Source organism: Bifidobacterium ramosum (assembly GCF_009299505.1).
In the GTDB taxonomy this organism is placed as follows: domain Bacteria; phylum Actinomycetota; class Actinomycetes; order Actinomycetales; family Bifidobacteriaceae; genus Bifidobacterium; species Bifidobacterium ramosum.
Genome location: NZ_WBSM01000015.1, coordinates 29720 through 43524, shown reverse-complemented (window position 1 = coordinate 43524; position 13805 = coordinate 29720). Strand labels below are relative to the sequence as shown.

Genomic DNA, 13805 nt, shown 5'->3' with positions numbered 1-13805 from the left:
ACCATCACCTGCTCTCGCAGAACCCCCGGCCGAAACGGCCAGAGGAGGCAAGCGGACTGGCAATCAAAACATTGACTCTAAAAAGTAGTACAAACACGCTCTTGAGTTCTCAAACCACCACCACACGATCAGTTCGCATCCTCAAGGAAGAGAACCACTCGCTGACCGGCAGCAAGAGATAAACTTACACCCACACCCTCATCCACGCAAACCGGCGGGCGCAGCAAAGCCGAGAACCGTTGAAAACACACGGTTCTCTCGGCGTGTCGCAAATAGGCTTTTCGTGCCTTATACGGCCATCATAAACCCCAAAATCACCGTTTCAATGTCCCAAATCATCCCACGGACGGCGTGTCGTGACATTTCAGCCGCCAGTCAACGGTCGTTCATCATCAATACACATGCACACACGTGCGCACACCGCAATCCCCCAACCGAAACGCAACCGGCGTATACCTATAGTTATGACGAAAAAAATCGCAGTACTAACCGGCGCGGGCATCTCCACGTCCGCAGGCATCCCCGACTTCCGCGGCCCGGACGGCGTCTGGACCAAGCATCCCGAACAAATGAGCGTCTACGACATCGACGCGTTCCTCACCAATAAGGAAGAGCGCGAGTATTCGTGGCGATGGCAGAAGGAATCGCCCGTATGGAACGCGCAGCCCGGCACCGCACACAAGGCACTCGTCAAACTGGAACAGGCCGGACTGCTCACGCTGCTCGCCACGCAGAACTTCGACGCGCTGCACGAGAAGGCCGGCAATTCGCCGGATGTGATCGTGAACCTGCACGGCACGATCGGCACATCGCACTGCATGAAGTGCCACGCGAAATACGACACGGCCGACATCATGGCGCAACTGGATGAGGAGCCGGACCCGCACTGTCACCGCACACTGCCATACAACGGAAACATGCCCTGCAACGGGCTCATCAAAACCGACGTCGTGTATTTCGGCGAACAGTTGCCGGACGGCGCAACGGAAAAGTCGATGAAGCGCGTCACCGAAGCGGACGAGTTCTGGGTGATCGGATCGACACTGGAAGTGTTCCCGGCGGCATCGTTGGTGCCGGTGGCCGCGCAGGCCGGCGTGCCGATCACGATTATGAACATGGGACGTACGCAGTACGACCGGCTGGCGACGCGGCTGATCCGTGAGGACATCGCGGTGGCGCTGCCGAAGCTCGTGGACGAGACGATCGCGGCGGAACGGTAACGCAGGGCGACATGTGCGGTCGGTGTTGGTACGAGCTGACCGCACAGTGCTAGAAAGCGGCGTAGAAGCAGATGCTGATCGCGCCGCTCCCCTCAGTCGGCTGCGCCGACAGCTCCCCTCAGCGAGGGGAGCCTATACAATGACGCGAAACGTCAGTAGATGCGCTTCGGCTGGAAGCCGGCGTTGCGCAGCGCGGCGAGCACGCGGTCGATATGATCCGGGCCGTTCGTCTCGACGGTGACGCTCAGCGATACTGCGTTCGTGTAGTGGCCGGACGCCTTGAACTGGTCGTGATCCAGCGCGATCACGTTCGCACGCTCCTGCGCAAGCAACGTGGCGACCTTGACCAGCTGACCCGGGATATCCGGCAGCTCGACCTCGAAGTTCATGATGCGGCCGCGCGCGATCATGCCCTTCTGAATCACCGCGCCGATCGTGACGGTATCGATGTTGCCGCCCGACATGATCGGCACCACCACATGCGGCCCCGGCGCGGACGCGAACTTGCGCGAACGCAGGTTCAGGTGCTCGAGCGCGGCCAGCGACACCGCGCCCGCCGCCTCGACCACCAGCTTGTGCTTTTCGAGCATGAGCAGGATCATCTCGTTGATGTCACGCTCGGTCACGGTCACGATATCGTCGAGGAACTCGTTGAGCAACGCGAACGGCAAATCGCCCGGGTGCTTGACGGCCACACCCTCGGCGGAGGTGACCACCTGATCGGCCGGAGTCACGCGACCGGCCGCCAGCGAATCCTTCCACGCCGGCGAACCCTCCGGAATCGCGCCGATCACGCGCACATCCGGCTTGAACGTCTTGATCGCCAACGCCACGCCCGCGCCAAGGCCGCCGCCGCCGAGCGGTACAACCACGTCGGTCACGTCCGGCACATCTTCGAGGATCTCCAGACCGATCGTGCCTTGGCCGCAGATCACCTCGTAATCGTCGAACGGCGGCACGTAGATCATGCCCTGTTGCTCGCTCAATTCGAGCGCGTGCGCGGCGGCCTCGTCAAACACGTCGCCGTAGAGCACCACGTCGGCGCCGTACGCCTTGGTGGCGTCGACCTTGAGCGGCGGGGTGATCGTCGGCATGCAGATCGTCGCCTTCGCGCCGCGTTCGCGGGCCGCATAAGCGACGCCCTGAGCATGGTTGCCGGCCGACGCGGTGACGATGCCGCGGGCAAGCTCCTCGTCGGACAGCGACGCGATCTTGTTGTATGCACCGCGGATCTTGAACGAACCGGTGACCTGCAGGTTCTCCGGCTTGAGGAGAATCTTGTGGCCGGTCATCTCGGACAGGATCGGCGAGGGGATGATTTCGGTGTGACGAGCGGTCCCCTTCAACCGTTCGGCGGCGAGCTTGAGTTCGGCCGCATGGTCACGCTGCAGTGCTTTGAGGACGTCTTTTTGTTCCATAGTGCGTATTGTATGCGCGTACGCGGCCATCATGCGGCGGGGTGTCCGTTTCATTGGACGGACGACAGGCACGGACGACGAGCATGGCCAGCATGCACGACTATCACGTACCGGCAACGTATGCGACGATCGCGAGACGATCGATCGGATCACAGGGTAACAAACCGCAACGGACTGCCGGACTACAGCGACGCGATCTCCGACGACTCGTAGAACGCAAGGATCTGCGTCAGATACGGATGCAGCGTATCGTTCGGCATACTGAAGATCTCGTGCAGCGAATCAGGGAACCGAACCAGTCGGATGTCACCGCCGCCGTTCTTCACATTCGTCACGAACCGGTTCTGCGGCTCGTTGAGCACCCAGATGTCACGGCCAGCCTGGAACAACAGGATCGGCGTCTCGATATTCTCACAGGCGGCGGGCTTGAGCACCGCATGCGACAGCCGCAACGCCTGACGCACCCATTCGAAGGCGGCCGCGTTGGTCTGGCAGCACTCGTCCTCGCAACGGCATTCATGGAACCAACGCACGCGCGGCTGCGAGGCGCCGACATGCTCCTCGGGCTTGAACTCCGGCGTGAACGGGCCTTGGCCGAACACGGCATGCCGCCCAAGGCCGACACCGCACATCACCTCGGCAAGCACGCGGGCCAGCCAGTTCGGAACACCGGTGGCGGGGGCGATCATCGGACATGACAGCACCGCCTTGTCGAACAGCGTCGGATGCTGTTCGAGCACGGCCGCGCCAATACCACCGCCCATAGAGTGGCAGAACAGGTTAAGCGGCTGGCCGTCGGCGTACTGCTTGCCGATCGTGCCGGCGAATTTGGCGAGGTCGGCGACATAGCGATGCCAGTCGTCGATCCACACCAGCCAGTCGTCGTCCACGTCGCGCGCGGAATGGCCGTGGCCGCGATGCTCCATGAGACAGACCGAGTAGCCCGACAGCAAGAAATACCAGATGAGCTCGGAGTATTTTTTAGCGAACTCGGTGAAGCCGTGCGAGATGACGACCGCACCGCGGAACAGACCCGTGGCGCCATCCTCGCGCAGCGCGTCGAATTTGGCGGCGTCGTAGCAGACATAGTGCAGTTTGCCGGCGGATCGCCCGGGCAGCGCGGCCAAACCGTCGGATTCGGCCGGGGTCATCCATCCTTCGGCGCGGCATTGCGCCAGTGCCGGCAGTACCTTCTCGCGCATTTCGTCGGCGTAGCGGTTCTCGTCGATCAAGTTCACGTTCATGCCACCATGCTACCCAATATGCCGACGCGTCAAACTGGGTAAAACGCAAACTGAGAGGCAGTTTTTCTCATGCTGCACCGGTCTTTCTCCAAACTGAGAGGCAGGTGTTTCGAGAACGACGCCTCCATACGCTATGGAAATCCACGTTAGGGGGTGCGATAACGGCAAGACGGCAAAGAAGGCTGCCTCTCAGTTTGGAGAAAGACCCGTACCGTGCCGCATAACTGCCTCTCAGTTTGAAGAAAGCGGCACGCACTCACGCAAAACCGCCACACGCACAAAGCCTCACATCACCTTGGTGCTTTCGAGGTTGCGGATGATCCAATCGTTCAGGCGAATCACCGGCTTGCGCAGCACAAGCCCGAGCAGCACCACCGGCACGAGGAACAGCGCCAGTTTGCCCATTGACACCCAATACTCCATGCCATACGAGCCGGCCATCGCCGCATGCATCGCGTCCACCGCGTACGGGAACAGCAGCCAATGCGACAAAATCTGGAAGAACGGCGGCAACGTCTCGAGCGGGAACGTGCCACCCGTACCGGCCACCTGCACGACGAGCAGCACCACCGCGATCGCCTTGCCGATGTCGCCGAACGAGACGGTGAGCGTGTACATCAACGACGAGAACACCAGCGCCGCCAGCCATCCGGTGAGCAGGAACTGCAGCGGATGGTCGCATTGCACGCCGAGATACAACAGGTCGCCGAGGCATACGAGCGTGCCCTGCAGCAGCGCGAGCAGGCCGAAGATCATGTACCGACCGAAATACTCCTGATACAGTTTCAGCCCGAACCGGCTCGCGTTGCCCGGCGATTCAGGCCGCGGCTTGAGCAGCACGTCGAGCGCGGCGGCGGGTCCGGCCGCACGCCCGGCGATCACCGCCTCGCGCAGGCCCATCGTCTCGCCAAGCGGCAGTTCGTTGCCGAGCCCGAGGATCTTCGCCTTCTCATGGTCGGAGATCGACACCTTGAGCATGGCGACGAGGATGATCGCGCCGACCCAGATGGACAGCACCGTGTAGAACGGCGTCATCGCGGAACCGTAGTTCGCGATCGGGTACACGGCGATGCGGTTCACGCTCACCGGCGCGCTCAGCACGGTGGCGAGCGTGTCGGGATCGTCGGTGAGCGACGACAGGTCCGGCACGCCGCCCGACAAGGTGGACGTGATGGTTGACGCAAGGTTGTCGAGTTTCTTCGCCGACTTGGTGAGTGCGGTCGACGCGTCGCCGAGGGCCGTGCGCATGTCGCTGATGTTGCCGGAGATGCTGCCGGACAGGCCGGACACGGCGTTGATGGTGGCACTCAGCCCGTCGACCACGGTGCCGGTTTGCGTGGCCACGTCGCTCATGGATGAGGAGAGCGCGTCGAGTTGCGGCTTGAGCGTGGTGGCGTAGGCATCGTTGAGTCCGCTGACGGACTGCCGTGCCGCGGCGATTTTGGCTTTGAGCTGCGTGCGGGTGGCAGCCGCGTCGGCGGTGCCGGTGTTAAGTTGCTTCGCCGCGTCGCCGAGCGTGGCGGCCGCGTCGGAAAGTTTGGCTTGCGCGTCGCGGGCCTTCGCGGCGGCTGCGTTGAGCGCGGCCTGCACGTCGGCCACGGCCTGTTCGCCGATCGTCGTGCCGGTCTGGTCGGCGAGGGATTGCGCGAGCGATTCCAATGCGGATGCGTAGGTGCCGAATCCGTCGGCCTGTTCCTGCACCTTGGTCTGGAGGTCGGTGAGTTTGGAGGATACCTGACCGGATTGCTCGTTTACGTCGTCGAACGCGGCATCGATCTGCTTGGCGATCGTGGCATATGATGCGTCGGCCTGGTCAAGCGCGGTTGTAACGCCACTGGTTGCGCCGGACAGAGCTGCATCAAGGCTGCCGACGCCGTCGCTCGCCTGCGCGATGGCCTTCTTGGTATCACTCGCGCCCGAACCGGTCGAGCCGAGCAGCTTGTCGGTGGACGAGATGATGTCGTTCGCGGCGCCGAGCAGCGACGAATACGCGTCGATCTGCGCGGCCGTGCTGGTGAGTTTGGACGACATCGACGACAGATGCTCAGTTGCGTTCGTCACATACTGCGTCATCTGGGGGCTTTGCGCGTAGTCGGCGACGCTCGAGGCGAGGCTGATCGCGACTTCGCCGAGCGTTTTCGCGAAGGTCTGGTCGATGGTTGTGGCGACCGTGGACGCGCCCTGATCGGTGATGTGCGGGGCGATCGGGTTGATTTTCTCGTTGAGATAGTATTCGAGCGTCGCGTGCTTGACCTTGTCGGAGAACAGGGTCATCATGTCGGCGCTGAAACTCTTCGGAATGACGAGCGCGGCGTAGTAGGTACCGGAATGCACGCCGTCGATGGCCTCGTCCTTGTCGACGAACTGCCAGTCGAGTTGGTGGTTGGCGCGCAGTGCGTTCGTCACGGTTTCGCCCACGTTGATGGTGACCGGCATGAGATCGGACTTGTAACCTTGGTCGACGTTCGCGACGGCGACCTTCAGCGCCTTCGTGTTGCCGTACGGATCCCAGCTGGCGGCGATGTTGTACCACGCGTACAGCGCGGGCACGATCACCAGTCCCACTGCGACGATGATCGCGATCACGTTGCGCGTGGCCTGACGGATATCGCGCACGAAAATGCGCCAGATGTTCCTCATCGTGCGTCTCCTTCCGTCCGATCGCCGTCGTTATCGTTGCCGATGGCGGCCCGGTGCCGCGTACCGAACAGCGGCAGCTCCTGCGTGATTTCGTTGATGTCGGGATCAGCATCGACCACGCGCGGCCGTTCGCCATGATCGTGGTGACCGTCATGCCAGTGCCATCCGGACGCGACGGCGGCAGTACCGGCACCGCCGGCCGCATGCCGACCCTCATGCCGGCCGCCGGGCCGCCGCCACACGTATCCGTTGAGCATCACGTCGCGGAACTCGTCCGCGTTCATCGCGCTCACACCGAGCTGGCGCGCGTAACTTTCGCGCGTGTACTCGACCACGATCAGATAAGCATCGATCACGATGATCGAGACAATCCACGCCGTCAGCATCGGAATCTTCGCTGGCAGCACGAACAGCAGCACGAGGAAAATCACCGGCAACACGGTCAACAACGCCAGACCAGCGACGATCATGCGCGGATACATCGCAAAGAACCGGTGCGCACGCCGCTTGATGACCGCACGCATGTCCGCGCTGTCGGACACCGCGCGGAACACGCGCGTCAGGCTCACGCGTTCATTGACCATCGAATTGTGTTCGGTGATCATCAGGTCAGTGTCGCCGAGGCGACGGTCGAACAGCGCGTTGAGGTTCATCGCGTACCGGCGCACCACCAGTCCGACGAACAGCGCAGCCGGCAGATAGTACGCGAGGTGCAGCATGTCGAGCCAGTAATGGTTGGCGTACATGCCCGCGATCGGTCCGCGCATCGCGTTGATGCCGTACGTGAAAGGCAGCCACGGATGCAGTTCGCGGAAGAAGTCGGGCATGAGTTCGATCGGATACAGGCCGGACGCGCCCGGGATCTGCATGATGACGAGGATGACCGCGACGGCCTTGCCGATGTGTCGGAACGCGACGGCCAGCGCGTAGATGATATTGATGTACACGAACGAGCAGAACACGCCCGCAAGAACGAACAACAGCGGATGCTCGCACTGGATGCCGAGCACGAGGTCGCCGACGCACGCGATGATCGACTGCATAAACCCGACCGTCACGAGCAGCAGCCAACGGCCGAGATACGCCTGCGTGGCAGTCACATGCCGCAGCGACTCGCGGTCGACCTCGAGCTTGTAGATCGCGATGAGCACGAAACCGCCCACCCACAGCGCAAGGTTCGTGTAGAACGGCGTGACCGACGAGCCGTAGTTGTCGACCGGGTACACGACGTTCGTGTGCAGCGAGACCGGCGCACCCATGAACTCGCCGAAGCCCTTGCTGTCGAGGTTGAGCGCGTCGCGGATCTTCTGGTATGCGGCGGAGCTGTCGAGCGCGGCGATGTCGGTGCGCACGGTGGTGATGTCGGCGGAGACCTGTGCGAGCGAGGTCTTCGTGGTACCAAGCGTTTTCTTGGTCTGCGCGAGCGTGGTGGCGAGCTGGTCGAGCAGGCCGCCGGTCTGGTCGAGCGTGGAGTCGAGCGAGGTGAGCGTGCCGGTCAGGGTGGCGTTGAGCGCGGAGAAACTGCTCAGTGATGCGGTGATGTTCGGCATGATCGTGCCGGTGAGGGTGCCGCGCGCGGTGTTGAGCGTGGTGATGCCGCCGGTCGCGGTGTCGGTGAGTGCGCCGGAGAGGTTGCCGGTCGCGTCCTTGCCGCTGGCGATGAACTGCGTGGTGTCCTTGTGGAACGTGCTGATCTGTTCCTGTTGTTGGGTGACGGCCTTGTCGATGGCGTTGATCTGTTTCCAGATGCGCTGGCCGATCGGGTCGGTGGTGTCTTCGGGTAGGCCGGCGCCGGTGAGCGCGGACTTGAGGTCGTCGACCGTGCCGGCGATGCTGTCGAGTGGCTTGGTGATCGCGTCGGTGACGGTGTCGACGGAGTTCTGTGCCTGATTGAATGTGCCGGTGATCGTGCCGGCGGCCTGGTTCGCGGTGACGGCGAGGTTCGACAGCTGCGCGGAGCCGTCGTCGAGTTTGCCAACGAGCTGCGTGGAGAAGTCCTGCGTGCCGGTCTGCGCCTGGGTCAGCAGGGTGCTTGCGTTGCCGGACGCGAGGCGCGCGGCGGCGATGGTGGATTTGAGATCCTTGACATTCTGTTTCGCGCTGTCGATCGTGCCCGTCGACTGGTCGATCGTCGACTGCAGGCCGGTCAGCGACCGTTGCACGTCGTCGAGATCGGCGAGTACGGCGTCGAGGTCGCCGATCGTGTCGTCCTGCATATCGTTCGCCGCGTCGCCGATCGTGTTGCCGGCTTCGGTGATCGTCTTTGCGACCGTTTCGGCGACGGTGGAGACGAACGTCTCGTTGATCTGCGAGTCGATCGTGGTCGCGCCGGTGTCGGTGATCTTCGGGGCGATCGCGTTCTTCTTTTCGTTGACGTAGTACTTGATCTGCGGCTTGTTCTTCGAGCCGGTGACCGCGCCGACGAGGTTCTCGCTGAAGTCCTTCGGCAGGACGATCGCCGCATAGTATTCGCCGGACTGCACGCCTTGGATGGCCTGCTCCTCGCTGACGAAGCGCCAGCCGAGGGAATGGTTCTTCTTGAGTTGCGTGACAACCTGCTTGCCGGCGTTGAGCGTGCCGACGAGGTCGTTGGATGCGCCGGCGTCGTCGTTGGCGACGGCGACCTGCAGATTGCCGGTGGCCGAGTACGGATCCCAGTTGGCGAGGATGTTGAACCATGCGTACAGCGAGGGGATGATGGCCACGCCGAGCGTGACCACGAGTGCGACGGGATTGCGGACGATGCGCATGAAGTCGCGGGTGAAGATCCTCCAAATCGTGCGCACGCTCATCCTCTTTTCACGCCACGGCTGGTTATGTCAATCCCACTATATGCCGCGGCGGTGCCCAGTCTCGGGGATATGCGGGGCGCGCGGGACGTATTGCGATATGCGCGAACACGAATGCGATATCCGGCACCGATCTGTCTAGCATCCCTCTCGCGTGGCAGGAATCGCTCGTTGAGCCGCGGCTCAACGAGCGATTCCTGCCACGCGAGAGGGGGCGGCGATCAGGCGAGGGCGTTGCGCAGGAAGTCGCGCTGGAGGGTGAGCAGGTTCTCGGCCACCGTCTCGTCGTTGGTCATGTGGGTGATGCCCGTCAGCGGCAGGTAGGTGTGCGGACGGCCGGCGGCCATGAGCGCCTGGCTCAGACGCAGGCTGTGCGCGATGGTGACGTTGTCGTCGGCGAACCCGTGGATGAGCATGAGCGCGCGTTCGAGCTTCGGCGCGTCCTGCACGATGCCGTTGTACGCGTACACCTCCGGGTTCAGTCCCAGATAGCGCTCGGTGTAGTGCGTGTCGTACAGCGTCCAGTCGGTCGGCGGGGCGCCCGCGCAGCCGGCCTTGAACACGTCGGGCGCGTCGAGCACGGCCAGCGCCGACAGGAAACCGCCGTACGACCAGCCGATCATGCACACCTTGTCGAGATCCGGCGCGGGAATGGCCGCGTCGTCGGCGTTCAGCGCGGCGATCGCATCCGGCAACGCGTGCACGGCCTCAACCTGATCGGCCAGCGTCACGTCCTTCATGTTCTCGAAGATCTCACGATCCCACTTCGGGCCACGGCCGGTGGTGCCGCGGCCGTCGGCCGTCACCACGAGGAAGCCCTGATCGGCCCACCACTGCGCCTCCCAGTAGAACGCCTGGCTGGCGATGACCTGTTGGAAGCCAGGACCGCCGTACGGCTTCATGAGCACCGGCAGCTGCTCGGCATGCGCGTACGGACTTTCGGCGCTCGGCGCGATGATCGCGGTGTACAGCCGATGCTCGCCGAGCCGCGTGAACGTGAGGTTCGGCGCGAATCCCGGTTCGGCCGCATGGTTCGCGATCTCGTGGCCGTTGTGCAGCATCCGCGACTTGGCGTGCGTCATGTCGCGTCCGGACACGACGATGCCGTTGCCGCCGCGCGATGCGGTCCACGAACCCGGCGCATCGGTGACCGGCGTGATCGTGCCGTCGTAGGCGATGCTCACCACGTCGAAGCTGCGCGCGTCATGGTCGCCGAAGTGCCGTTCGTCGGCCGCCGCAGCGGCCCACTCGGCCGGCACCGTGGGCGCGTTCTCCGGCGTGCGCTGCACGAGCGCGAGCACGTCATGATCGGTCACGTCGAGCACGCCACGCACCTGCCAGCCGGCCGGCGTGAACGCGTCGCCGTCGACCGTGAGTCGGTTCGTGTCCGTGCTCATGTCGTTGAGCGAGCACAGCAGACGGCCGTCCGGCGTGTACGCGGGCGTGCCGGGCACCAGATCGATCCACTGGTCGTTATGATGCGTTGCGAGCACGCGCGTCACGCCCGCGTCGTCACCGTCCACGGTGACGGACAACACCTGATCGTTGCGCTGGCAACGGTCCTGCACGAGCACGAGCGGATTGCGGCCCTTGGACCAGCTGACGGCGGCGATGTATTCGTACGTCGTGCGGTCCCAGCTGACCGACGCGCCGGAGACGCCGTGGTAGTGGCCGTCATCGTCGAACGACAGCGTGGCGACGGTGAGATAGGTGTCGGCATTGCGGGTCAGCGCGCGCGGATAGTGGCGGCCGTCCGCGGGATGGTCGGGGTGCGCCGGGTCACTGATGTACCACATCGGCTCGGGCGACATGTCGAACGATTCGAAGAGGATGTGCCGCGAATCGGGACCCCACCAGAAGCCGTCATAGCGGTCCATCTCCTCGCCGGCGACGAATTCGGCGAGGCCGATCTTCCACGTGTGTTCGGCTGTGTCGTCATCACTGTCATCAACGCCCCAGATCGAGCCGATCCGGTCGCCGACCACCGGCTCGCCATCCGCCGCTGCGATCGTACCTTCCAGCAGCGCGGCCTCGGCATCGTCCGCGGCGACGAACACACCGTCGGCCAGTTCGCCGGCCGGCCGATCGGCCGCGGCCTGTGCCTCGTCCCAGTCGGCGATGTCGATGATGATGAGATGTTCGCCGGTCGTGTACAGCACGTGATTGCCGTCCGGGCTGATGCGCGGGTTGAGCACCGGGCCATAGATCCACTGGTCGTCGGTGTCGAGTTGGGCGGGAGCGAGCTGACGCGTGCGGGCGGCGGGGTTGCCGTCGGCGTCGGCGTTGATTTCGGTGAGGAACAGACGACCGTTGATCGTGAACACAACGCGACGGCCTGCGGAGTCGACGGAGTACGAGACGATGCCCGAGCCGCCTTCGCGGGCACGTTCGCGGCGGGCCTTCTCCTCGGCCGGCACGTCCTCGCTGTCCGCGTCGGCCAGCAGGTCGCGCGGGTCGGCGAGCAGCACTTCGCGGTGCGTCTCATTGCCGTCGGCGTCCGTGCCGACCACGCTCATCCACAGTGCGGTCACCAGGTCTTCGGAACCGTCGGAGCGCAGGAACAGGGCGCGGCTGCCGTCGCCGATCACCCGCGCGGAACGCGGCGCGCCGCAGCCGAAGCGCAGCGTACGCGCACGCAAACGCGGGAATTGGTTGATCAGTGTCTGCATCGATGTCGTTTCAGTCATGGCTATGACTGTACTGCGGTCAATGGCACGCGATGGTAACGTGCCCACCGTATGTACTCCATCCCTCACGGACAACCAGCCGATTTACCCCACTTCATCGGCTGTATGTCCGTTAGAAAAAGAAAGAAAAACGTAAGGAGGGGAAAAGGGAACGGGAGAAGAAAGAAAGGAAAGAGAAGAGAGAAAAGAAGAGGAGAGAGAAAAGAAGAGGAGAGAAGGGAGAAGACGGAGAGAGGAAGACGGACGTGGGGATTGGGATCGTTCTTTGCACTGTTTCCTTTCCCCTTCAACGGACATACAGCCGATTCCGCCCTATAAATCGGCTGTATGTCCGTTGAAGGAGAGAAGGCCGCGAGGATGGGAATGGCACCGCAACACGGCCACGGTGCAAGGAGACACCACCTGAGGGTGCAAGGAGACGCCACTTGAAGTGCGAGGAGCTGCCACCTGACGTGGAAATTATGCGATGATGGGCCGCGTTTCACGGTGAATTTTGGCTGAATTCCCCACTGCCGCGTAGGATGGGGGAAGATATTAGAAAGGGATCACCATGAGCGTTCTCGACCGTTTTGAGAAAAGTGTAGAAGGCGCGGTCAATGGCGTGTTCGCCAAGTTCGGGTCCAAGGACCTGCAGCCCGTCGACCTTTCCAGCGCTCTCGAGCGCGAAATCGACGCCGAAGCGATGCCGGTGGGCCGCGATCGCACCGTGGCTCCGAACGAATACCGTTTCAAGCTGAGCACCCCCGATTTCGACCGCATCGAACAGTGGGGCTCCGAAACCCTGGCCAACGAACTGGCCGACAACCTCACCCAGTACGCCAAGAGCCAGCACTACGCGTTCGTCGGCCCGGTCGTGGTGATCTTCGAGGAAGATCTCGACCTCACCAAGGGCAACTTCAACCTGAGTTCCGAATCCGTGCAGGGCAACGCCGTTCCGGTCACCACCGACGAGCAGTCGCAGTCCGACCCGATGCTCGAGATCAACGGCAACCAGTACCTGCTCACCAAGGAGAAGACGGTGATCGGCCGCGGCTCCGGCTGCGACATCATCATCGACGACCCGGGCATCTCGCGCCGACACATGGAGATCGACATCACCCCGAACGGCGTGATCGCGCGCGATCTCGGCTCCACGAACCACATGTACATCGAAGGCCATCAGGTACCGATCGCCACGCTGCTCGACGGCAACACGATCACCATCGGCCGCACACGCATCCTCTACTGGGCCTCCTCGCAGGATCAGGAGTAACGCGAGGGAGGCTGCTTCATGACTGAACTCACCTTCGCGATCCTTAAGTACGGATTCCTCGCCTTGCTGTGGGTGTTCGTATGGCTTGCCATGCGTTCGCTGCACAAGGACATGGAAGCGTACAGCCCGCGCGCATCACGCACCCACCGGAAGAAGGAGCGTCTCGCGCGCAAGGCCGTGCAGGCACCCGCGCCGGTCGCCACGTCGTCGGCGGTGCCGGTGCGCACGCCTACGAGCGAAATGCCCGAATCAGGCAACGATCTGACCCTGCTGGTCATCATCGACGGCCCGCTGGCCGGCGCATCGGTGCCGCTGACCGGCGACTCGATCTCGCTGGGCCGTTCCGCAACGAACACCGTGGTGCTGGACGACGAATTCGTCTCCTCGCATCACGCCCGCGTCTATCAGGACCCCGCCACCGGCGCCTGGGCCATCGAAGACCTGCATTCCACGAACGGCACGGTCGTCAACGGTCAGAAGATCACCAATCCCACCATTCTTTCCGCCCGCGTCCCGGTGCGTATCGGCGCTACCACCTTCGAATTGAGGTGATCG

Annotated in this window: 9 protein-coding genes; 4 read left to right on the top strand and 5 right to left on the bottom strand. The window is 63.3% G+C overall.

Going from position 1 to position 13805, the window contains the following annotated elements; translation table 11 throughout:
• Window positions 1-182, top strand: a 182-nt coding sequence (locus DSM100688_RS11965; protein WP_205730653.1) for a hypothetical protein, incomplete at its 5' end; no start/stop codon positions are given.
• A 282-nt stretch (window positions 183-464) separates the two neighbouring features.
• A complete protein-coding gene (locus DSM100688_RS11085) occupies window positions 465-1220 on the top strand; it encodes an SIR2 family NAD-dependent protein deacylase (RefSeq protein ID WP_152359157.1) in 756 nt (251 codons plus the stop codon).
• Between the two features lie 152 nt (window positions 1221-1372).
• On the opposite strand, the gene ilvA is transcribed toward DSM100688_RS11085, so the two are convergent.
• The 5 genes from ilvA to DSM100688_RS11060 all read right to left on the bottom strand — a co-directional run bounded on the left by ilvA (window position 1373) and on the right by DSM100688_RS11060 (window position 11998).
• Window positions 1373-2638, bottom strand: a complete 1266-nt coding sequence (gene ilvA / locus DSM100688_RS11080; protein ID WP_152359156.1) for a threonine ammonia-lyase — start codon at window positions 2636-2638, stop codon at window positions 1373-1375.
• A gap of 182 nt (window positions 2639-2820) precedes the next feature.
• On the bottom strand, window positions 2821-3882 hold the full coding sequence (locus DSM100688_RS11075) for an alpha/beta fold hydrolase (protein ID WP_152359155.1): 1062 nt from the start codon (window positions 3880-3882) through the stop codon (window positions 2821-2823).
• 285 nt (window positions 3883-4167) lie between these two features.
• A complete protein-coding gene (locus DSM100688_RS11070) occupies window positions 4168-6522 on the bottom strand; it encodes a YhgE/Pip domain-containing protein (protein WP_152359154.1) in 2355 nt (784 codons plus the stop codon).
• Window positions 6519-9308, bottom strand: a complete 2790-nt coding sequence (locus DSM100688_RS11065) for a YhgE/Pip domain-containing protein (protein WP_152359160.1) — start codon at window positions 9306-9308, stop codon at window positions 6519-6521. The genes DSM100688_RS11070 and DSM100688_RS11065 overlap by 4 nt, the downstream gene beginning before the upstream one ends.
• Window positions 9309-9532: 224 nt before the next feature.
• Window positions 9533-11998 carry a prolyl oligopeptidase family serine peptidase gene (locus tag DSM100688_RS11060; RefSeq protein WP_152359153.1) on the bottom strand — a complete coding sequence of 822 codons (2466 nt, stop codon included), beginning with the start codon at window positions 11996-11998 and terminating at the stop codon, window positions 9533-9535.
• Window positions 11999-12548: 550 nt separating this feature from the next.
• Between DSM100688_RS11060 and DSM100688_RS11055 the strand changes: the two genes are divergently transcribed.
• Both DSM100688_RS11055 and DSM100688_RS11050 read left to right on the top strand, forming a co-directional pair.
• Window positions 12549-13250, top strand: a complete 702-nt coding sequence (locus tag DSM100688_RS11055; RefSeq protein WP_152359152.1) for an FhaA domain-containing protein — start codon at window positions 12549-12551, stop codon at window positions 13248-13250.
• Between the two features lie 18 nt (window positions 13251-13268).
• On the top strand, window positions 13269-13802 hold the full coding sequence (locus tag DSM100688_RS11050; protein ID WP_152359151.1) for an FHA domain-containing protein FhaB/FipA: 534 nt from the start codon (window positions 13269-13271) through the stop codon (window positions 13800-13802).
• The last annotated feature ends 3 nt before the right edge of the window (window positions 13803-13805 follow it).

Bases quoted from the DNA above. Each gene is read 5' to 3' on its own strand.
- DSM100688_RS11085 (WP_152359157.1), top strand. From the start codon at position 465: ATGACGAAAAAAATCGCAGTACTAACCGGCGCGGGCATCTCCACGTCC.
- ilvA (WP_152359156.1), bottom strand. From the start codon at position 2,638: ATGGAACAAAAAGACGTCCTCAAAGCACTGCAGCGTGACCATGCGGCC.
- DSM100688_RS11075 (WP_152359155.1), bottom strand. From the start codon at position 3,882: ATGAACGTGAACTTGATCGACGAGAACCGCTACGCCGACGAAATGCGC.
- DSM100688_RS11070 (WP_152359154.1), bottom strand. From the start codon at position 6,522: ATGAGGAACATCTGGCGCATTTTCGTGCGCGATATCCGTCAGGCCACG.
- DSM100688_RS11060 (WP_152359153.1), bottom strand. From the start codon at position 11,998: ATGACTGAAACGACATCGATGCAGACACTGATCAACCAATTCCCGCGT.
- DSM100688_RS11055 (WP_152359152.1), top strand. From the start codon at position 12,549: ATGAGCGTTCTCGACCGTTTTGAGAAAAGTGTAGAAGGCGCGGTCAAT.
- DSM100688_RS11050 (WP_152359151.1), top strand. From the start codon at position 13,269: ATGACTGAACTCACCTTCGCGATCCTTAAGTACGGATTCCTCGCCTTG.